At 36.1% G+C, this 21,312-nt stretch carries 18 protein-coding genes and 1 pseudogene; 7 read left to right on the top strand and 12 right to left on the bottom strand.

The genetic code is table 11. The annotated features are described in order from the left end of the window. Positions 1-133: 133 nt before the first annotated feature. Positions 134-304, bottom strand: a complete 171-nt coding sequence (locus VQ00_RS18935) for a hypothetical protein (RefSeq protein ID WP_172645595.1) — start codon at positions 302-304, stop codon at positions 134-136. 123 nt (positions 305-427) lie between these two features. Between VQ00_RS18935 and VQ00_RS16335 the strand changes: the two genes are divergently transcribed. Next, positions 428-1,594 carry an MFS transporter gene (locus VQ00_RS16335; protein WP_245618139.1) on the top strand — a complete coding sequence of 389 codons (1,167 nt, stop codon included), beginning with the start codon at positions 428-430 and terminating at the stop codon, positions 1,592-1,594. A gap of 130 nt (positions 1,595-1,724) precedes the next feature. Here VQ00_RS16335 and VQ00_RS16330 read toward each other — a convergent pair whose 3' ends face one another. Then, entirely contained in the window at positions 1,725-1,940 is a 216-nt protein-coding gene (locus VQ00_RS16330) for a DUF378 domain-containing protein (RefSeq protein ID WP_046181194.1), read from the bottom strand. A gap of 180 nt (positions 1,941-2,120) precedes the next feature. Between VQ00_RS16330 and VQ00_RS16325 the strand changes: the two genes are divergently transcribed. After that, the gene (locus VQ00_RS16325; protein ID WP_046181193.1) at positions 2,121-3,371 is read left to right on the top strand and encodes an erythromycin esterase family protein; all 1,251 of its coding nucleotides are present in this window, start codon (positions 2,121-2,123) and stop codon (positions 3,369-3,371) included. 87 nt (positions 3,372-3,458) lie between these two features. Here VQ00_RS16325 and VQ00_RS16320 read toward each other — a convergent pair whose 3' ends face one another. Beyond that, positions 3,459-4,115 carry a M50 family metallopeptidase gene (locus tag VQ00_RS16320; RefSeq protein ID WP_046181192.1) on the bottom strand — a complete coding sequence of 219 codons (657 nt, stop codon included), beginning with the start codon at positions 4,113-4,115 and terminating at the stop codon, positions 3,459-3,461. A 410-nt stretch (positions 4,116-4,525) separates the two neighbouring features. Between VQ00_RS16320 and VQ00_RS16315 the strand changes: the two genes are divergently transcribed. After that, the gene (locus VQ00_RS16315) at positions 4,526-5,497 is read left to right on the top strand and encodes a bile acid:sodium symporter family protein (RefSeq protein WP_046181191.1); all 972 of its coding nucleotides are present in this window, start codon (positions 4,526-4,528) and stop codon (positions 5,495-5,497) included. Between the two features lie 244 nt (positions 5,498-5,741). Here the strand turns inward: VQ00_RS16315 and VQ00_RS16310 are convergent. The 5 genes and pseudogenes from VQ00_RS16310 to VQ00_RS16295 form a co-directional block, all read right to left on the bottom strand. Beyond that, positions 5,742-5,960: pseudogene (locus VQ00_RS16310) on the bottom strand (7-cyano-7-deazaguanine reductase); the annotation flags it as partial. A gap of 44 nt (positions 5,961-6,004) precedes the next feature. Then, positions 6,005-6,673, bottom strand: coding sequence for a site-specific integrase (locus VQ00_RS19260; protein WP_245618140.1), 669 nt, complete (start codon positions 6,671-6,673; stop codon positions 6,005-6,007). 58 nt (positions 6,674-6,731) lie between these two features. Further along, complete coding sequence (locus tag VQ00_RS19255) at positions 6,732-7,166, bottom strand: tyrosine-type recombinase/integrase (protein WP_245618138.1); 435 nt, start codon at positions 7,164-7,166, stop codon at positions 6,732-6,734. Positions 7,167-7,344: 178 nt separating this feature from the next. Further along, positions 7,345-8,763: a type II toxin-antitoxin system antitoxin DNA ADP-ribosyl glycohydrolase DarG gene (gene darG / locus VQ00_RS16300; RefSeq protein ID WP_082091623.1), complete on the bottom strand. Its 1,419-nt coding sequence runs from the start codon at positions 8,761-8,763 to the stop codon at positions 7,345-7,347. A gap of 3 nt (positions 8,764-8,766) precedes the next feature. Next, positions 8,767-9,357, bottom strand: a complete 591-nt coding sequence (locus VQ00_RS16295; protein ID WP_046181190.1) for a DarT ssDNA thymidine ADP-ribosyltransferase family protein — start codon at positions 9,355-9,357, stop codon at positions 8,767-8,769. 676 nt (positions 9,358-10,033) lie between these two features. On the opposite strand from VQ00_RS16295, the gene VQ00_RS16290 reads away from it, so the two are divergent. Further along, a complete protein-coding gene (locus VQ00_RS16290; RefSeq protein WP_046181189.1) occupies positions 10,034-11,530 on the top strand; it encodes a reverse transcriptase domain-containing protein in 1,497 nt (498 codons plus the stop codon). Between the two features lie 468 nt (positions 11,531-11,998). Here VQ00_RS16290 and VQ00_RS16285 read toward each other — a convergent pair whose 3' ends face one another. From VQ00_RS16285 to VQ00_RS16265, 4 genes are all read right to left on the bottom strand, one after another. Further along, entirely contained in the window at positions 11,999-13,078 is a 1,080-nt protein-coding gene (locus VQ00_RS16285) for a hypothetical protein (RefSeq protein ID WP_046181188.1), read from the bottom strand. Between the two features lie 1,195 nt (positions 13,079-14,273). After that, complete coding sequence (locus VQ00_RS16275; RefSeq protein ID WP_046181186.1) at positions 14,274-15,143, bottom strand: hypothetical protein; 870 nt, start codon at positions 15,141-15,143, stop codon at positions 14,274-14,276. Between the two features lie 477 nt (positions 15,144-15,620). Continuing rightward, the gene (locus VQ00_RS16270; protein WP_046181185.1) at positions 15,621-17,486 is read right to left on the bottom strand and encodes an AIPR family protein; all 1,866 of its coding nucleotides are present in this window, start codon (positions 17,484-17,486) and stop codon (positions 15,621-15,623) included. A 146-nt stretch (positions 17,487-17,632) separates the two neighbouring features. Then, positions 17,633-18,187 carry a tyrosine-type recombinase/integrase gene (locus tag VQ00_RS16265; protein ID WP_046181184.1) on the bottom strand — a complete coding sequence of 185 codons (555 nt, stop codon included), beginning with the start codon at positions 18,185-18,187 and terminating at the stop codon, positions 17,633-17,635. 516 nt (positions 18,188-18,703) lie between these two features. Here VQ00_RS16265 and VQ00_RS16260 point away from each other — a divergent pair. The 3 genes from VQ00_RS16260 to VQ00_RS16250 all read left to right on the top strand — a co-directional run bounded on the left by VQ00_RS16260 (position 18,704) and on the right by VQ00_RS16250 (position 20,155). Next, complete coding sequence (locus VQ00_RS16260; RefSeq protein WP_046181183.1) at positions 18,704-19,414, top strand: hypothetical protein; 711 nt, start codon at positions 18,704-18,706, stop codon at positions 19,412-19,414. Further along, complete coding sequence (locus VQ00_RS16255) at positions 19,411-19,836, top strand: hypothetical protein (protein WP_046181182.1); 426 nt, start codon at positions 19,411-19,413, stop codon at positions 19,834-19,836. Before VQ00_RS16260 ends, VQ00_RS16255 begins: the two co-directional genes overlap by 4 nt. A gap of 112 nt (positions 19,837-19,948) precedes the next feature. Then, entirely contained in the window at positions 19,949-20,155 is a 207-nt protein-coding gene (locus tag VQ00_RS16250) for a hypothetical protein (protein ID WP_046181181.1), read from the top strand. The last annotated feature ends 1,157 nt before the right edge of the window (positions 20,156-21,312 follow it).

Below are 21,312 nucleotides of genomic sequence, written 5' to 3'. Positions count from 1 at the left end.
GTTTTTTTATGTTTAAAAACGGAAAGCCCTCTGTTTTGAATAAACAGAGGGCTGCATCAACATGGATTGTTAAATGGTACATTGAGTATACCACAATATCTTTTTCATAGTGCGTTTATTTTCAAGCGGCGAATTATACGCCCATCTTCCGGCGTGAGTTACTTACTTTTTTTGTTTGCTGGCTTTGCAGTTTTTTCGTTGAATTATTAAAGCTTCCATTCGCTTTGCCGCCTGCATTCTGTGCTTTTTTCTCTTCCAGTTTTTTCATCATCGCTTCTTGAAGTGTCATTTTTTTTTCAGTCATGTTTATTTCCCTCCACATTTCTTTTTTATAGTGTATCATTTTTTTCATTGTTTTGCTTTAATCATCCCTATATATGATACACTTTCCTCAAACCGTTTGACCAGAAATGGAGTGAGGCTTGTTTTGGAAGCAAAAAAACCATTGCCTATTTTATTCGCTGTCATGTTTCTTGTGATGGTCGGTTTCGGCATCATTATTCCCGTCTTGCCATTTTACGCTGAAAACATGGGCGCATCGCCGGCGGAACTCGGCTGGCTTATGGCGGTCTACTCCGTTATGCAGCTTTTATTCACGCCTGTATGGGGACGTGTATCCGACCGAATCGGACGCAAGCCGGTCATGATGATCGGCATCATTGGCCTTGCCTTGTCATTCTTTTTAATGGCAGTCTCTTCTTCGCTTTGGATGCTGTTTGCTGCCCGTATCATCGGCGGGTTTCTTTCTGCCGCCAACATGCCGACTGTCATGGCCTATGTGGCGGATGTAACCACACCTGAAGATCGAGGCAAAGGAATGGGCATCATTGGCGCGGCGATCGGCCTAGGCTTTATTTTCGGCCCGGCGATTGGCGGTATTTTTTCAAAAGCTGATCTCTCCGTACCGTTTTACATCGCCGGCTTTTCGTCTTTATTGACCTTTTTTGTTGTGCTTTTTTTCTTAAAAGAATCGCTGCCGAAAGGAAAAAGAAAGACATCAAACGAATCAGGAACTTCACGCTGGCTGGCATTTAGCGGACCATCCGCCATTTTATTTCTTCTGCAATTATTTGTCTCGATTTCCTTGGCCGGCCTGGAAGCGACATTTGCTTATTTTGCAGTACAAAAAGCGGGGCTGGGGACCGTTGAACTAGGTTATATTTTTATGATTATGGGCTTTGCCGGCGCGATTGTACAAGGTGGTCTCGTCGGACGCCTGACGAAAAAACGCGGCGAGGGTTTCACCATCCAGCTTGGCATCGCCATTTCGGCTATTGGTTTTGCGCTCATCCTCCTCACAGACGACTTTGCAACAGCCGCTCTTTTTTTAACCATCTTCGGCATTGGCAATGGCTTTATCCGGCCAAGTGTCTCATCGCTTATTACAAAAATATCCACTGCTGGTCATGGCAGTGCAACTGGTCTTCTTTCCTCCTTTGATTCACTCGGAAGAATTACCGGTCCCCCGCTCGGCGGCTGGCTTTTTTCGATCGCAGCCGGTCTGCCGTATATGCTCGGCATTCTCTTATCAGCGATTGCCTTTATTTTGTACCGTTATTATGCTGTGAAATCAAAAACCGCGCAAGGAATTTAACCCTTCGCGCGGTTTTTGATTTACTTTCCTTTTTTCAGCCAAATGAAAAAAAGCAACAGTAAAAAAGAAGACACCTCTTGCTAGAGGTGCCTTTTGTCTGCGTATACATTTTTCATCAAGTCCCAATGAGTTACGTATGGCGTACTTCATCGCGGTTAATTAACGGCAAGAATTTTAGCGAATACAATGCAGACAATCCAACAAGTATATAAACAATTCTTGCTAGAAGAGCATCTTGTCCACCGAAAATGGAAGCCACTAAATCAAATTGGAGCAAGCCAACCAGCAGCCAGTTAACGCCGCCGATAATTAACAATATAAGAGCAATGGAATCAAGCGATCTCATTTTCTGAACCTCCTTTCGCCACTTCGCAGTTATTATTACCCTTATAGCCAATAATAAACATATAAATGTGTGAAGGTTTTAGAAAACAGAAGGTACGACGGACTATTCTACAGAAAACATGTGAAAAACAATTAAGTTGTTTATTATGGTCATACTAAGAAAAACATTAGAGGTGAAAAAATGATTAAAACAGATCAATACGTAGAACACATTAAACAGCACGCTGTTCGTTTTGCCAACACGGCTGATTTGGAACCGCTCATTAAAGCGGCTGCTAATGCTAAATATGTATTACTTGGAGAAGCTTCACACGGAACATCTGAATTTTACACAACCCGGGCTGAAATCACGAAAAAGCTGATTGAAGAACACGGGTTTTCTTTCGTAGCGGTTGAGGGAGACTGGCCTGCCTGTTTTGAAGCAAACCGCTATATTAAGGGAAATGCTCCCGAGTACTCAAATGCAGCGGAAGCATTGCATTCCTTTCACCGCTGGCCTGCTTGGATGTGGGCTAATGAGGAGGTCACCCGCCTTGTTGAGTGGCTTCGTGCCTTTAACCGCAATCAAAACAAACAAGTCGGCTTTTATGGCATGGATGTTTATAGCCTTTGGGAGTCCATGGAAGCTGTTGTTCAATATTTGGAAAAAATAAATTCTCCAGCCGTCGATAAAGCGAAGAAAGCATTTGAATGCTTTGAACCTTTTCACCGGCAGCCGGAGCAATACGGTATTTCGGCCGCCTTTTATGGCGAAAGCTGCATGAGCGAAGTGATGGATCTATTGGAAACGATTCAGCAAAATCGAAAAACCTATGACAACAATCCCGAGTCTTCCCTTAACATGCAGGTGAATGCTCTTGTGGCAAGTAACGCAGAGGCTTATTACCACGCAATGGTGACAAACGGAAATGAATCATGGAACATAAGGGACCGCCATATGGTTGAAGCCTTGGATTACATTGGTACGTATTACGGGCCAGAATCAAAAGGGGTGATTTGGGAACATAATACCCATATTGGAGATGCCCGCGCGACCGATATGGCGCAGGAAGGAATGGTGAATGTCGGACAGCTTACCCGTGAAAAGTATGGACAGGATCAAGTTTATGCAATTGGTTTCGGCACCCACCGCGGCACTGTCATCGCAGCTGGTAAATGGGGAGAAGCGATGGAAGTCATGCCTGTTCCAAAAGCGATGCCAGGCAGCTGGGAGGATGTGGTTCATCAGGCAGGTGAATTTAATAAATACATGATGTTCACGCCGGAAAACCAGGAGTTGTTTCAAGAAACCATTGGGCATCGTGCCATCGGTGTTGTCTACCATCCGGAAATGGAGCGCTTCGGCAACTATGTCCCTTCCCGCCTTTCTGAACGGTATGATGCGTTTATTCACATCGACGAAACGAGCGCCTTGTCTCCGTATGTTTTTTAACAGCTATTTGTTTAACATAGCAAAAAGAGCGGATAAAATATTTCTCTGCTCTTTTTCGTCATATCATTTAAAACGCGGATAAGCTTGTTATCCTGCTAAAAACTTACCGGTCAAATAAACACCAAAATACAGGGCTTGGACAAAAAAGACCAGTCCCCACAGGCGGCTCGATATCCCGGTAAACCTTTTTAACGCCGATGCGTCTCCAGCTTTTAGAGGGGAAACGATACTTAAATACAAGATCACCCAGCTGCTCCGGACCGATTCGACCAGCAAAACGGCTGTAATAAGATACATATACTTTTGCCCAATCGTCTCAGGCGCGTATCGGTATACGGCTGCTGTCCCCGCTAAAAAAGCAACAATCCAGAAAAAACCGAACCAATTGCGTATCCAGAACAGCAAACTGACCGCTAAAACAGTAAACAGCGCATAATACAGCCATTCCGTGTAACCTTGTGACGATGCCCAATAAGCTGCAAAAGCCGCAGCCGATGCAAAAGGATAACCGGCAAGCGTTGTAAAAATTGAAGTAAAACGATTAGAAGTAGTGGTATAGGCTACACCGCTCGTATCCCGGAAAAGGTGAACATGATAAATGCCGCCGCCCGACATGAGGCTGGCCAGCATATGGCCGATTTCATGCAGCAATGTATTTAGAAGGCGGAAGTACTTCCCGGCCACAGGGATATAAATCAATATGACAGCGGCTGCTGTAAATAAAATAAACTGACTAACGGTCATTAAACCACCTTCTTCACCAACATATCTCTCAATGCTAAACTTTTTTCAAATCAGCAGGCTTCTTATTCTATCATGCGTGAACAAAGCCTTCCACTCTTTGAATACTTGCGGCAAAAAAGACGCTGCCGCAAGCATCGTCTTTTTCCGTCACAATTTTATGACTAAGCCTCTCCTGAATGATTTTCGGCTTCACCTTATTCGCCGCAAGAACGCGGCATGCGTTAGCAGAGAAAGAAGATCAAATAAGTGTTAAACTCGATAAAAGTGGATTTAATTCTAAAATATATAGCAAAAGAAAAAGAGAAAGTCAGCTAAAAGCGGGTCATAACCTCACTTTTTCTTATTTTGCCATTTAATAAATTCTGAATATAAAGTATAATTAATCTAATTTGAATAAAGGTGGCTTAGTTATGAATTTTTTAGCGAGAATCAGCACGGCAGCAGGAAATACATTTGTTATTTGGGTATTATTATTTACCGCTTTGGCCATGTTGTTTCCACAAGGTTTTACATGGATTGCCCCTCACATCTCTATTTTACTTGGAATCATAATGTTTGGAATGGGGCTGACTTTATCGGTTGAAGATTTTAAGGCAGTATTTAAGCAGCCATTAGCTGTGTTCGTTGGTGTTGCGGCTCAATATATCATTATGCCTGGTGTAGCCTACCTTTTGGCTGTGGGCTTAGATCTTCCTCCCGCAGTGGCGGTTGGGGTTATATTAGTAGGCTGCTGCCCCGGTGGAACGGCTTCTAACGTCATGACTTTCCTAGCGAGAGGAAATATCGCGTTATCACTTGCAGTTTCGGCAGTTGCTACATTGGTATCCCCAATATTAACACCAGCACTTATTTATCTTCTTGCTAGTCAATGGCTTCCTGTTTCTGGTTCAGCCATGCTTATGTCAACAGTTCAAATCGTTTTAATTCCGATTATTTTAGGCATCATCTTTAAATGGCTTTTAAAAGAAAAAGCTGAAGAAGGAGCTAAAGTCCTTCCACTCGTTTCAGTTATCGGGATTGTAGCTGTAATTTCTGCAGTAGTAGCCGCAAATAAAACTCAAATTCTGGAATCTGGGCTTCTAGTTTTAGGAGTAGTTATTATACATAATTTAATTGGATTGTTCTTGGGTTTTATGATTTCAAAATTATTCAAGTTCCCTTATGCCGATCAAAAGGCAATTGCTATTGAGGTTGGGATGCAAAATTCAGGACTGGCTGCAGCTTTAGCCACCGCCCATTTCTCTCCGATTACGGCAGTACCGAGTGCGATTTTTAGTGTTTGGCATAATATATCAGGTCCTCTTATTGCAACATATTGGGCTAAAAAAGCACAAAAAATAAATAGTGAAACCATGAAAAAAGGGAAATCCAAAGCTATTTAACTTTTTCGCTTTATGTTTTCACAATGCACAGGGAGAGAAGTTTTCTAACGGGGTGCGTTAGGTAAATAAAACATACAAAAGGACCAAACTTAGCCCTTTTTCTTTTTGATGAATTATCAACATTCATATTTAACAAATCCATAAATAAGAGGCATCCCCAGATGGGAATGCCTCTTATTTTACGTATAAAAGCTATGGTCACACCTTATGAAAAACAGCCGTTTTTGGTGAACCATAATCCTTATTACCGGTTATCAATTTTCTCCGGATACAAATCATGATTCATCATCCGGTACTCCGCCATTTTTTCGTACTTTGTCCCCGGCTTGCCGTAGTTTGTGTACGGATCAATCGAAATGCCGCCACGCGGCGTGAATTTGCCCCATACTTCAATGTAGCGTGGGTCCATCAATTCAATGAGGTCATTCATGATAATGTTCATACAGTCCTCATGAAAGTCGCCGTCTGTAAACTCAGTTATATCAAGGGCTGAGCGGCTTCATTCAGTCACTGGTCACCGCTATGGTCACTAGACTTGAACAATTCATCAAACGTGCCAGCCGCTTCAAGCTGCATAGATGGCAATACGTGGCTGTATGTGTTCAAGGTTACCGTTACATTCTTATGACCAAGCCGCTCCTGAATGATTTTCGGATTCACCTTATTCGCCATCAAGAACGTTGCATGAGTATGGCGTAAGTCGTGGAGACGGATTTTCGGAAGACCTAACTGCTCAACTGTCACCTTAAAGGCTCTTCTAAAGTTGTTCGGATGCACCCAGTTTCCGTTCTTCGTGCATACAACCAAATCATATAAAAGATACTCATCTGCCAGCACTGCTTGCTCCCGGATGATATGCTTATGATGTGCTCTCAGGCTGCTCAGCAGAGCGTCAGGGACGTACACAACTCTCAGAGCGGCATCAGTCTTCCCTTCATCTGTAAAGCCGTACACATTGTTCTCGTCAACCTTACTGAGTGTTTGTCGAATGAAGATTCGTTTACCTTCAAAGTCAATGTCACTCCACCGTAAGCCAAGGACCTCACCCATACGCATACCTGTCTGGATGGAAATATTAAAACCAATAAAATGCCTTGTTAAATTCAAAATACGTTGAGGCGCATCCAAGAATAGCATCATTTCATCCGCTGTCCAAACCCGAAGTTTTTTTGGCATTCTCGGCAACGAAATATCGTCTAATATTGACTTATTTAAGATACCTGTCTGAGAAGCCTTATAAAGCACTTCGGCTACGATGCCATAAGCGGGTTCGGATTGTCGCTGGAGACAGTTTGCGCTCTTTGTGGAGCGTCTGGACATAGTTCTGAATGATCGACTCATTGAACTCATCCATCCGCACATCCCCGATATACGGCGCAATGTTGTAGCGGATTTGTTGCTCATAATTTTGAATTGTACTCGTCTTTAATTTAATCTTCTTTGCATTGAACCAACGTTCTAAATACTTGTGAAAATGGAGCCTAGACAAACTTATTTCTTTTTCTTCACTGATTTGCACTTGAAGTTTTGCTAATGCTACCTGTGCTTCTTTTTTTGTTTCAAAACCTCTTCTGCGGAATTGAGTCCTCTTTCCACTAAGCAAGTCTCTACCAGCGTCTAAAACGAAATAGTATTTCCCTGTACTTAAATCCTTCTTTATTAAAGTCATTCTCATCACCTGCTTTTCAAGTGATGCGACTTTATCATTATACGTAAGATCATTTTAACATGTTTTTATACTTTTCTATAATCTATGGGAAATTAATAAATAAAGATTTTCTCTTCAATGCAAATTATCAGAAAGTTTATAACAAACGCAGCATTTGAAAAGATTTTATTTCTTGCAGCTAAACATCTTTAACTGATTTATAAAATTGCTTCTTAACTGGATGGTTTTCAGGACAAGACAGTTGCAACTTCTCCTGTTTTAGCAATTTTGAAAGGTATTTAGTTTTAATGGTGCTTGATGATCTGTCAAGAAATTCTGCAAGCTCAGCTATGGACAATTGTCTTATGGAACACATTTTGATAATAATCTCTTCTAACTCTTGAGAATTTAAACGTTTTTTGTCTCTAGCAAGTTTAGAAATTTTTAGTAATTCTTCGTTCATTATCCTGTCTTCAGATTGATTTTTATCAGCCATCTCATTTTTGTGAATGTATAAGCTTTCATTTTTATTAATCATTGAACTATTATTTGCTAAAGGCATCTCTGTGTTATTATTTACCATTTCACCTTCACGAGCATTTCCATTAATATTGTAATTACCAAATATATCTTCATCGAGGATATTCCTCTTTAATAATTTATCAATACCAAGACTTATCTGCTCTTTGGAGAATTTTTTTACTTTTTCTTCTGACCAATTTTCCAACTCTTTGTAAATCAATTCTTCATTTAGACCTTTTTTTCTTTCTACAATGCTACATATTGTTGATAACATTTCTAATTCTTTATCAGTAGAAATAGAATTAACAAAATCAACTGCATTCTCTAAAGGATCTTTGAAATGAGCTAATTTCTTTTCAATCGATTTACTTACGAGAGTATTCATAGCAATATCAAAAGCCTTGATTGTATCTGTTCCATGGTAATCTTGAAACCTTTTTATGTCTTTGGTTAAAATTTCAATGGAGTGAGCATAGGGGCCATATTTATATTGTTCGAATTTAAAATACTGTTCATTGGAAAATAAATTCATGAAATAAGCAGATTTCTGTAATCTTAATTTATTAAACCTTTTGAGCTTAGGTTTAAAATTCATTAAGATTAAATGTGACGCATTTAATTTAGGTGCTTCTTTGATTTTAGGTTTATAGTTCAGAGAAGGTTCATATATAATAATCTCTGTACTTCCTGAAACCATTTTTAGGTAATCCATAATGATTTTTTTAACTTCTGTCCAATCAAGCCCTCCATTTCCACAACCTAACGGAGGGATTGCAATAGACTTTATACCTTTTGCGTCAATTAATTTCACTAATGCTTGCATACCTGAATGAATATAACTTATCTTTGATTTTTCCCTCCATTTGTTTTTGGTAGGAAAATTAATAATCAATTTATTATCTTCTTGAAAACAATGCAGCTTACCGATTGTTAGGAATCCAGTTTTACAAGCTTTTTCATAGTCCCGGTTATTTTTAGGAAACTTCAATTTAAATTGATATGCAATTCCTTTACCCATGTATCCTTCACAATTTACTGTATTAATTAAGCATTCTGCACTTGATTCTAATATATTACCTGTAACAAATTTGATCATAATCTACACCCCAGATACAAACATACTTGTATTAACACGAATATTAAAAGGAATCCTCCCTAGTTTACCCAGTGTTAATCTCTTCACAAACTCACTCGTAGCCTCATCCTTAACATAAATGGCACAAAAATCATTTGGATAAATAATGCAGTCACTTAAAGATTCAGCCATACACACCTGCCTACAATAGGTATCCTGATAGTTTGTTTCCTCCATTGTATCCCAATCAATTTGCTCCATACCTTCATTATAATCATATAAAAACAAATTATCTCCCATTGCAATTGGATGAGTAGGAATAATTCTAAAGTTATTACGTTGGGCAAAAGTTCTATAAACACATACATAGATAAAGTTTGTATCGGGGTAGTCTTTTTGAACTCGTCCATCAAATGGATTTTTAGAAAAGAAATGAAAGGGTACATAATCATTTAATCCATTTCTTCCTCTAAAATCGATAATTTCCGGATCAGCAACATCCTCAAAGCTTCTCAAAATGTTTCTAGGGCATAATCCTTTCAATAAGATACCTGTAATGTTTTCTAAAGAAGTTAAATGATACAACATGTGTTTGTTTCTTATTTCCCTTGGCATTTTTCTATCCCTCACTTTCAAATTTCTAAATTAAGTTCGATTCAATCACTAAATCAGACAAAATATTCAGAACAATAAGATCATTAATTTTCACAGTTTCTATCCAGTTGTAACCGTCCGACACTTTTGAACACTTTTGCTGATTTAAAGTGAACATATGACTGGAAATTGGTGCAAGCATTTTGTCACTTTACATGGAGCCTCTACGGGCAAGATTATTGGCCAAGAAGCCAGATGTCCCAATGAATCTGGCTCAGCCTTGAAAGGCTATCATGCCCGCCTCTCCAAATAAAGTGCACGTCTCTTCTGGAAAAAAGTGTTCACGCTTGCTCAGCATTATTAAGCAGAAAAGTGTTCATTAATACTTGGCAGTTATACTAGTATCAAGGAAATACACGTTCCATTCCTTTTTACATGAAGTTATGTTAATTTTTTAGAAAAAATACAATTATTCTTTCATTATACATTATTTTCTTGTATGATAAAATTAGTCATTAGGTGGCGAGCGGAAGCTATGTTTGTCGATAACAGCATCGAATTTTGTTGCTCGTTGTCGACGCTGGAGAAAAACAGTCAAATGTTTTTCGACGTGAGACCTACTTTTACTTATAGCTTCCGTGCCTCTAACCTTGCCGATAATCGGCAAGGTTATTGTGTATATTTAAGGGGGATTAGCATGTTATTAAAGAGTATCCAAGATTCTATCGATAAGATTGCTCGTCGGAAAATTATCGAGCATCAGACCTATCATAATAATCTCCACTTAACATATGAAAGAGAAAAGAGAAGAATAAAAACCCCTGCACAAAAAGAAATTAAAACACCAGAAGAATGGTCTATAGATAAAAAATACAATCCTTTTTATGTTGAGAAACACCAAAAACAAATAGCACATTCTATTTTTAATAAGTTGATAAATGGAAATTACAAACCCCATGCGCCTTATTTAAAACAAATACCAAAAAAGAATAGTGATAAAACTAGACCCATAAATATTTTTCAAATACCTGATGAAGCCATCTCCAACTATTTTTATGAACGCTTGCTTAGCAAAAACAAACATAGGTTCAGTTCTTTTTCCTACGCTTACAGAAGCGATAAAAATGTACACTATGCTATACAAGATATTGCACTTGATATTAAGGCAAGCCCTAGAATGTTCGTAGCAGAATTTGACTTCCGTGATTTTTTTGGTTCAATCGAGCATAAATACTTGTTAGATCAATTAAGTAAAAATGGCTTTTTAGTAAGCGATGTTGAGAGAAATATAATAGAAAATTTTCTTAGCCATTTTCCTAAGGGAATCCCACAAGGCACCTCTTTATCTCTGTTTTTAGCAAATCTAGTCTGTTGGAAATTAGATAAACGACTAGAAAAGGAAGGCCTACGGTTTGCAAGATATGCAGATGACACCATAATTTGGTCTGAAGATTACCAAAAAATATGTAAGTCCTTTGATATTATTCATGATTTTTCAAAAGAAGCAGGAGTAGAAATTAATTTTGATAAATCTGAAGGCATACACTTATTATCCAAAAAAGGAATGCCCTCCGAATTAAAAGCAAAAGAACATATTGAGTTTTTGGGTTATCAGATTTCAGGAACAAATGTAAGTATCAAACCAGCTTCTTTAAATAAAATAAAAGCAAACATCAGTTACTTGCTTTATAAAAATTTAATACAACCACTAGCTGGAAATACACTTCAATCAGTTGAAATTCCTAGTAATAATAATGATAAAGACTTTGTTACAGCTATAATGCAAATTAGAAGATATTTATATGGAAACTTAAACGAGCATATGTTAAAGAATTATCTAAATGGTTCTTATAAACGATTAAATTTTAAAGGGGTTATGAGTTTCTATCCCCTTATTGATGATGAGGAACAAATGAAAGAATTGGATAGATGGCTATTGTCCACTATTCTCAATTCTATAAAGAAGCGAGATAAGCTTTTACAAAAACATGGACATTTCCGTTCTAACCAGTTTCCGTTCAACTTGGATAAAGAAACTCTGCTTTCAGAGTGCAAACACAGAAAAATTTATAACAAAAAAGGACTAATTGAGATACCTAGCTTCATGAGGATATACCAGGCTATACAAGAAGAGGTTAAATTAAAAGGTATTGAAAAAGTCATGAACCCTAAATCCAATCAGTATGATTATTAAAAGACATCCTATTTATTATAGGGTGCTTTTTTAAATTAGGTTTTTCTCTTTTTCAAGAAACATAAAGGGTTTTTCTAAGAGTCTGTCTCAGCTCCCCACTTTTTCATACGTAACAATCCTCTCTTTTAAGAGGGTTCTAAGCCACTTTTAGCAGTTGAGCATACATACGTAAAATCTAAACCGATTGCAGGAGTGAAACAGCCTATATCCACTTAATAAAAGGCGTACAGGTAATTGGGGACAAGTATCCCCGACTCCCATTCAATCACGTTTAGATAGCATAAACATAAGAGGTAAAGTTATTAACCGTTCTGGTGAAGCAGCTTTATAGTTTATATTTGGATTTATGTTTAAAGCGGTTTATGTTTGAGTAGATATGACCGCTTATGATATTTTGTGGTGTTTATGTTTGAGGTTTTTAGTGGAGTAACTTTGAATTACTGATTCAATAGCGGGTCATTTTTTGCTTCATCGTATCTTTAACGCTTCAAGCATCTTTTCGTATTTATTAACGTACTGGCCATTCCTTTTCAGTTCACCGAGATAACTTAAATCTTCTTCCTTAACCTTTTCTTCTCTGCTCTTGGCACGGGTCATAGCACTATTTCCATAACTTGAATAAAAACCAATCAACATCTTTAACAACCCTTCTTCATTTAGCCCATAAGTAAAATTCAGTTCACCTTTCTTCTTTAACCTTTCAAGGTATCTTTCAATGTCTTTATCTGTCACACATAAAACAGCCCCGTGTGCTTCATAAATGTACCTAAAACCAAAATCTTTTTTAAGTCGCTCGCTGTATGATTCCCAGTATTTTTTAACATTTTTATCATTTCGCTTCCACAAATCACTGGCGCTGATATTATTCATAATTAACATGTAACGCTTTAACTCACCGATAGCTGTAAATTCCTCGTCTGTAAGCGGTCTATGATGCCCGCTATCATCAATACACCCATACCACTCAATCTTGTGCATGATAATCTTTGCTTTTGCCAGTTTATTGAAAGTGGAGCGCAAATTATTTTTCATTGTATTTAATTCTGTTTTTATAGCGTGTTCTAACATAATGTAATCTTTATCATTAATTAAACCTTTATACTTCTCTTTCAATTCATCAAACAGCCTGTCCTTTATCACATCAATGTAATAAGATGTGGTAAATGTCTTGCTACCCAATCCAAGTTCTACAATCCAATGATTTAATGACATTGGCTTAATTGGTTTGTTTTTCAATATATAATCAATCACCATGCTGTTAATTTCATACTCATAAGGTAAATCTCTGCCGTTGTTTTTGCGATTGTCTTCTTTAGCTGTTGCAAATTCTTTTTTACCTTCACAGATGAATTTTCTTTTAGCACCCTTGCCCTCAACTGTCACCGATTCAAAATAGCACTCAATATCCTTCACCAGACTGTCAATGCTTCGCTTGTTCAAATTACCCTCTCCCTTTTTGCTTTCTGTCTTTGATTTCTCAAATGACGCTATTTTCTTTTCATCCCCAAATCCGTAAACTGCTTCTTCTAATGTGTAAATCTTTGTCAACTTTCTAACATCCTTTTTCTATTTTTAATTTTCTGTGCAGAATCAATTTGATAAACTTAAACCCATTAGTAAATTGATTTTGCATAGTTTTTTTAATTCCATAAACTGTTTGTATTGTTCGCAGGCTCACATCCGCTTGTGGCGTAACGTTCGAACTTCGTTCTCCCGTTCTTGCCACAATCGTCGTTTTGCGAACAAGTTCGCAAAAGCGAGACATAACTCGTTCTACCGTTTTTTCTTTCTCCCACGCCCTCACCGCTTCCACCAACAAGTCCCGACGCCGACCTTTTTTTGCTTCTTTTTTTGGGGCGGCAAAAATGCGCAATAAGACCGAGCTTGCGAGGGCTTATGTGCATGAGCCAAAAAAAGAAGAAAGCATACATATCGTTCACTCCCTCGACCTTCGACCTCAACTGACTTGTAGTGTTGGTTTAGCAATAGCATTTTAACTAATCCATTAAAACCATATGAAGTTATCTCACCCCGTTCCGTTGTCTACTGCTGCTCTTTGTGCTGTTCTTAATCGTTTCTTTACTCCTCCATCCTCCTTCACTAAATAAAGTTAATTATTTGACTAAAAGAGAAGTAATCTTCTCTCCTAACCTTTAATAATATTATACCATAAATGAGAAAAATTATCAATTATAATCGCATAATATCATTGATTTTTAAAATAAAATGTTATATAATATATAAATTTTAAATAGAATATCAAAAATTATTCTTTTTATTACAATCAAGCAGAGACTTAATTATACGTTCCTTTTTTATTTCGATACGTTCCGCCCTTTGCCCGTACTTTGCGCTCAACTTCGCTTCGCAGCAAAGTGCGGTCTGCATCAACACATTCGCTACGCTCGGTGTGTCGATGTAAACCAATCACATTTTGTTATTCATCATATCTCTAATGTAACTAAGCAGGTGTAAGTGACGAAAGCAAATCGGAGCGTAGCGGAGTTTGCTGGAGTAAAATGGAGTTTGCAGTGGAGCGTAGCATAGTGAAAACTACATTTATGCTCTTGGTTTTGGTCTTCTCTTTACTTCCACATCAAAATTATTACGAATATCTTTAAACCTTCACCCTTCCTTCAAAGGCTCAAAAAAAATAACCCCCAATACAATACGGAGGTTACCTTCTAGCTGTATAAAAAGCAGACTTTTTTAAACTGTTCATTCTTCGGATCACAATTTACAATTACAACTTACCATTTAAGTATTTGAATGAAAATAGAGGGAGCCTGTAATTATTCAATTTAAAGTGGTTCTGGTGACTTATTACTACGTGAATCCCACCATTACGCTTAACTACTTCTCCTACTCCAGAAAATTTCAGAACAATGTCTTTAGATAGGCTATCTTCAACATTTTTAAACATACCGATTGCATTTGTAGCAGCATCAGCAAAAAAAGCTTCTTCAAAATACAAATTACACTTTTTCTTATTTGAGGATAACGTAATTATCACATGCCGATTAGCTATTGTAATAGCATCTATTATTCCATAAACCGCACGAGTATAGCCCACATCGCTATCACTTAATAATTGAATATCAAACCTTCTTTTCACACTTGGCGCTCTCAGTAAATCCCCACGAATATCATCTCCTTCTTTTCCAGTAGTAGGATTAATATTCAAAGCGGGCCTTGCAGCTTGTGAAGCATCGATTGTTTTATTTTTCGCCTTTCCTTTTTTACGTTGTTTTTCCAAACGTTTGTTTCTTTCTTCTTCACTTTCATTTGCAACTTTATACATATCATTTAAAACGCTATCAATATGCTTTTGAGACAATAGAACATCGATAGTAGCAGACCCTTTTTCACTTTTTCGTTTTTGTTCTCTTTCAAAATAGTCTTCACAACCTTCAGTATGATCTTGTTTTGGCCATGTTTTAAAATAAGCTTTCTTTTTTCCTTTTGGTACATATTCTATCCTTGCTTTACATCCATTAAAAGCACAAAAGAGATTTTTTCTAACTAACTGAAATTCTTTGTGTTTTTCAATAAAATTAATATGGACTTCTTCTTCAACTTCTCTATTTTTATACAATACGACATCAATCGCCATTACATCACCCCTATATATTGTGTTTGTTATAATATATTATACAATATATAGTATATAGAGGCAACAAATCTCTACATTTTTTTGGATATTTTACAATTTTCTTGGTTATTCATTGTTAAGTTGAAGATGAATAAAAACAGAATTTTATCATACGTGGAGCACACGTAAAAACCCTGTTTATTAAGGAACTTTCAAACATACAACATACACATGCGTACGTGATTAAAATTCAAAGGGATTATAGGGATAGAAGTGCTAATATCTATTTAATTAAGAGGGAATCGAGTATTTGGTGAATTATACCCCCTGTTTAAATAAATTTAGACATTAAAAGCAGCAAAAAATATTAACATTTTTAAAACGGCGTTTCATTATTTGGAAAATCCCTTTTATTAATGCTTTTTCAAGCGCTTTTATAGCTAAATAAAAAGAACCGCCAAAATTGACGATTCTTTCTGAGCAATACTTGCTTTAGTTTTAATTATCTTCTTGCATTATTGGTAGAAGGTCTTTGTAAATAGATTTTCTCTCAAGTTTAGTAACTGTTCGCTCAATCTTACGTTCGAGAATTTCCCAAAATTTACTCCCTCTTCTCATTTTATTTTGAACAAACCCTTTTCTGTTATCCCCAATTTCATCTTCCACACTCGAATCTTCAAAGAAATTACTTAGTATATCGTGTGTCAAATCCAATAATTCTTTATTTAATGCTACATCCTTAATTATCTTAGTTATTAAACCGTTATCTTTCAATTCTTTTGGTTCTTCAAAACTTGTTCCGTTAATCTTATTGTAAACTTCTGTAATGAACATATAATATGTTGACAGAAATAAGAATATTGAATTTTTCTTAAAATCATTGGCAGCCGGTTTATATCCTAGACTTTCTTTGGCATACTTTAATAATAAGTATGGAAATAAGAAATTCTCTAAAGGCATACTTTTAGTTTCTTCATTTACAATTTTATCCCATTCACTACCAAATGGTGTTAGTTCATTGGCTCTGCCATAAGCAATATTTGGTCTTAAATTTATGGCCGCCGTGAAAGCTTGGATCACTTCTTTGGCTGGCAAACAGAACTTCTTATTTCCTTTTACATTTTCTAAAAGATAATTATATTCAGGATAACCTTCATAAGATTTTTGATTTGCCCTAGACTCTGTTATAAATGCGCCTCTTTGAATTTCATAATAATAGCCATAGGATTTTAGCCTTTTTCTTAAATTTCTTTGAAATTCATCCAGTGCATAAAAATCTAAACCTTTAACTGCGTTTTGGCTGTTTGTATATCTTGTAATGTCGTCTCTTAACGCTTTTTTGGCTTCATCATCTGCATTTCTTTTGTTTTTTATGACTTTCACTAACAAATAGCCATCTTCGTCATTTTTTAATTCTTGATTATTGTAAAAATGATGCCAGAGTGATTTAGCAGTTTGACAACCATTAACTATCTGGGGAGCGTGAATGGTTACAATATTACTCTGAGAAGAAAACTCCTCGCAAACAATCGTAATGCCGTTATTGAAATACCAGAATTTTTCTGGTGAATTATTTAAAGTTTCCTTCATCCTCTTATTTATTGTAGTATTTTTACCTAAGTAATTTCTGATGTTTGAGTAGAAAAGCATATTTCCCCCTTCATCAACAAATTTAGCTAAATCCTTTAATTTAACCATACCAACAATTGACGTTTCAAAAATATCTTCGAAATTCTTCCCGATATTTAACTGAAGTTTCGTCTCTCTATACTTTCTAGGTAGTTCTCCATCCTTGATTTCCATGTTTTCAAGTATATTTTCAAAACCATAAACATGGAATTTCATGTTTTTATGGGCTTTTTCGGCTTCTTCTTTTACACCTTTAGTTTGTTTATGTTCCCACTCTATAATTTCCTCATTTGTAATGTAATAACAGTTGATTACCTCATCTTTTTTCTTGTATGTATCCATTATTTTTTTACACATTCTAATCACAGGTTCTCTATCCGTATTGGGCGGGGTCACAACTATTCTCTTACAATCCGATATAAATTTATGAATAGAATCAACTTTGTGGGAAGAATTGTATTTTGATTGAAGTATACATAACTCATTATTGTATTCAAAAACTGCATCTATTCCATTATCAAACCTACCCGATATTTCAGTAGCTTCCATTACCTCGTCTTCTCTCAATTCAAATATGTTATATAAAATCCATTCACAAAAGGCATCACCTAAGGCCACTGTGTTACCTCTATCTTTAACGTTTTCATCTATATATTCTTCAATTGACACTGTAATATTTTCAGACAGGTACTTTTTATTTTCTCTCTTTTTAAAACCAAGCTTTTTTGCGCACATAAATAACTCTCCTTTTAGATTATAAGCAAATATTATTCCTCGTTTTTTTATACCACTTCTTTAAACAATATTATAGGTTTTTTCCTTTTAATAGGAATTTTAATTAGGAGAAATTCAAAATAAAAACATGCTTAATGACAAGCATGTTATAGTTTAAACATTTCAAAATCCTTTTCAATTTCTTCTGCCGTAATCCCGATATAGTCCAATGTGATAGAGGGATGAGAATGATTCAAAATACGTTGCAGCTTGGCCACATCTCGAAATTGTTTGTAGTGCCAGTACCCAAACGTTTTACGCATCGTATGTGTTCCAATCCCCGTTTTTATATCTGCCATCTCTGCTGCTTTGTTTAACTGTCTGTATGCTTGAATACGTGTTATCGGCTTATCTCCTTTACGTGATGGAAAAAGCCATTCTTTATTCCCTATTGTATGGATATATTGCTCAAGCTCCTCTCTAATCTGTTTCAGGTGAATCCTTCTCACCTTCTTCGTCTTCCCCTCTTTTACTGTGATTTCATTCTTCCCGCTTATTTGTTTTGCTTTTAATTCAAGCAAGTCCCCCACTCGTAAACCGCTATTGATACCTAATAGGAACAAAATGTAATCTCTTTCACTACAATGTCTTTTAAGTGACCATTTCATGTTGTCTAAGTCTTCTTTGTTTCGAATCGGCTGAACATCCTTAATAGTTGCCATCCCTCTCACCCCTTTAAAATCAACATTTTGAATGTAACGTATTTAATATATAATCTGATTTTAGATTAAAACTTAATAAAAGTCAACAAAACAAACATTTTGAATGTAACATTTTAACTTTCAAAAGAAATCAAATACTACATAGCTTGGATTTACTTCAAGTTAAGGTTCTGAATAGTCAAGCCAAACTGAAATAAGGAAATAAAAAACACCCTTTGTTAAGAATGCTTTTTCATAGCTGGTCTTTGATTATGTATTTAAATATTTGTAATTCATTCTGTTTATACAATTCCTCAAGCGGCAATCTGTTTTCTTTAATAATTTTCTTTATTCTTAGTTCATCTTTAGGTTCTATTTCTCTTAGATAGGTATATCTTTCGCTTACCTTTTAAGATAGGGAAATTAGTTACGAAATATTTTTATATTTCATCAAAAAAATTTGCATAATAAGATTTATTACCTATTATTTTGTATTATAATTACATAAGATAAAATTTTGGTAAAAGGAGATAAATTATGATCATACTGGATTGGCTTTCCTTTTTGTCATTCGCTACGCCCTTACTCACTACTGCTATATCGTGGGCTAATAAAAAAAGAGAAATGCGAAGCACAACTACAGCAGAGCAATTTGAGCAGATAGTAGCGGAACTTTATAAAACAAGCAGCTTTAAGAATCAAATAGCTAAAAGACTTGATATTACTTTTAATAATGCAACTTATGACCTTCTAATAGAACGCACTTTAGTCGGTAAAGGAAGTAAAGGCGAAACCCATCAATATACTATAAAAAAACAATACAAGAAATCTAAAGTTGTTGATGAACGAAACGAGAAAAAAAATTCTTTTGCATTAACATCTTTAATAGTAAAGCATACTGCTAAGGCAAATACAGCTTCCTATCTATATCTAGGAGCAAGTTTTATTGTCTACAGTGGATTAAGAATGTTGGGATTAATAAACGAGAGTAATATAATCCCAGCCCTTCTTCTATTTTTTGCACTTGTAATTTTTATTCGTCATAGAATTTTAGTGCATAGAATCCAAACGGGACAATATGGTAGTAATGAGCACGAAGCTCGGGAAATCCTGAAGTTTATTCTAGATGAAACCAATAAACATTACTTTAATGGCAAGGGTGGAGCACCTAGAATTTTTGGTGAAGAAGATTTGAAAGAAGTAAATGATGCAGTTGGAAAGTATGGTATGGAGGCCCTAAAGTTATGATGAAAGACTGGCTACCGATCATTAGAGTACTATTGGATAATCTGCTTTTAAGAAATGGCATAGGAACAATTCGAGGTATTTTAGGGGGCATAGTAGTTTCTGGTTTTTTAAATTTCCTTAGTCCGCTTCTTCAAAAAATTAAGGGTATTGATTTAGAAAAATTAACTGCCTTTCATATTATCTGTCTAGGAATACTTATAATGAATCTTCCTTATTTCACTAAAAAAACAAGTTTTCCTCCACACATAGAAGTAGCTTTTAAAGCAATAGATGAAGCAAAAGCAAGTGGGCTCAGTGATATACACATTAAGCAACTATATAGACAGGTTTGCGAAATGGCAATTCAAAATATTCAAGAACAACCAACAAGCCCTTTGTCAGAAGCTGTAAATGTTTTAGGAGAAAAGATGAATCAGCCATAAGATTTATAGTGAAAGCTGAAAAACAGGAGAAGTTCTACTTCCTCCTGTTTTTTATTTTTCAAATGTATTGCGAACTGAGTTAGTATCGACAAAAGGACAGTGGGAGGATTTGTTGCAGCATTTCATTCGTGTAAATAGCTGCTCTCCTGAAATTATAAACGAGCTTGATTTGGTGATAAAGAAAGCACTACAACAGGAAAGCAATTGGGGAAAGCCGTTAAAACCATACTCTTTAGAGGAAATTTATGAGTTAGCAGAAAATCCTGCAAGATTTACTATTCACTCTTCCATCCCCTTTGCCGAGGAATTAAAGATGTAGATAGAAAAAAGGAGTTGCTTTATGAGTCCGAGTAGCAAGAATAACTATATCTTTAAATAATAACCTTCATGCCACCCTTGACAGGGGAAGCATGAAGGATTTTTTTGTATACAGTATTATGATGTTAATTAAATGTCTAACGAGTTGAGCGAACTACACTTATCACTTATCATTTTGCTCCCTCAGTTCATTCCCCCACATGGCAACATAACGCATCGTCACGTTGATGTTTTTATGCCGCATTAGTTTCTGTATAGCCCACTGTTACCCATTACTTAGCTTTATTTTCATAATCCTTGTTCGTATTTTTGTTTCTGGCTTTTACCTTGATTCATAAAATCAGAGTTTTATCACATGTAGAAGCATACGTAGAAACCCTCTTTATTAAGGGGATTTCAAACACAAAAAATACACATTCATACGTATGCAAAACTTAAACTGATTGCGGCGTTAGCAGTGCCTATATCGCTTTATAAAGAGCATTTCAAGCAATTGGTGAAAAGTACCCCCACTCACTTATATATTTATCCCCAACTAATTAAAGCGATCATCTAGCGGTAGCTTTTGTCCTCTACAGGCATCTGTCCTCTTTTCACCTTCTTTACTACCCTCTTCGTAAAATTGGCTACAAGTGCTTTTGAAGGCTTTTCCATCAAAGTTTGTCTACCCGTTTCAATTTAATTGTTTTCAGTCCTGCCATACAACTCCATTAGAAATTCATGTTACTTAAAACCGCTCTCCTTTAGGGGTTTATATACCTGCTTTTGTACGCAACCATATGTGTAACGATTTCACATCCTTGTTTGGTTTTCTCCTTAGTTCTGTAAAATAAAAAAAGAAAGAGCCTAAGCCCTTCCTTTTTTAAATACATAGGAATTAGAACTTGCTGATGAAAATATATGAATTTACATATCAATCTGAGTGACAAGAATAAACACGAAGAAGTTATGAGGAACATTCATGAATTAAGTCATAAATACGACCTTCATGAGACAGTGCAGATTACATACTGAAATAAGAAAAAATAACCCAGCAATTTTGCTTAGGTTATTTTTTCTTTGGCTCTTATCATAAACTCTGTTGTTTTTAAGCTTTTTATTATAAGCCTACTTGGTTCGCAGCATAAGTAGCATCCTCATTGCTGAAACCTTCAAACA

Source organism: Domibacillus tundrae (genome assembly GCF_000970675.1).
GTDB lineage: Bacteria > Bacillota > Bacilli > Bacillales > Domibacillaceae > Domibacillus > Domibacillus tundrae.
This window is presented reverse-complemented; position numbering and strand designations above follow the sequence as displayed.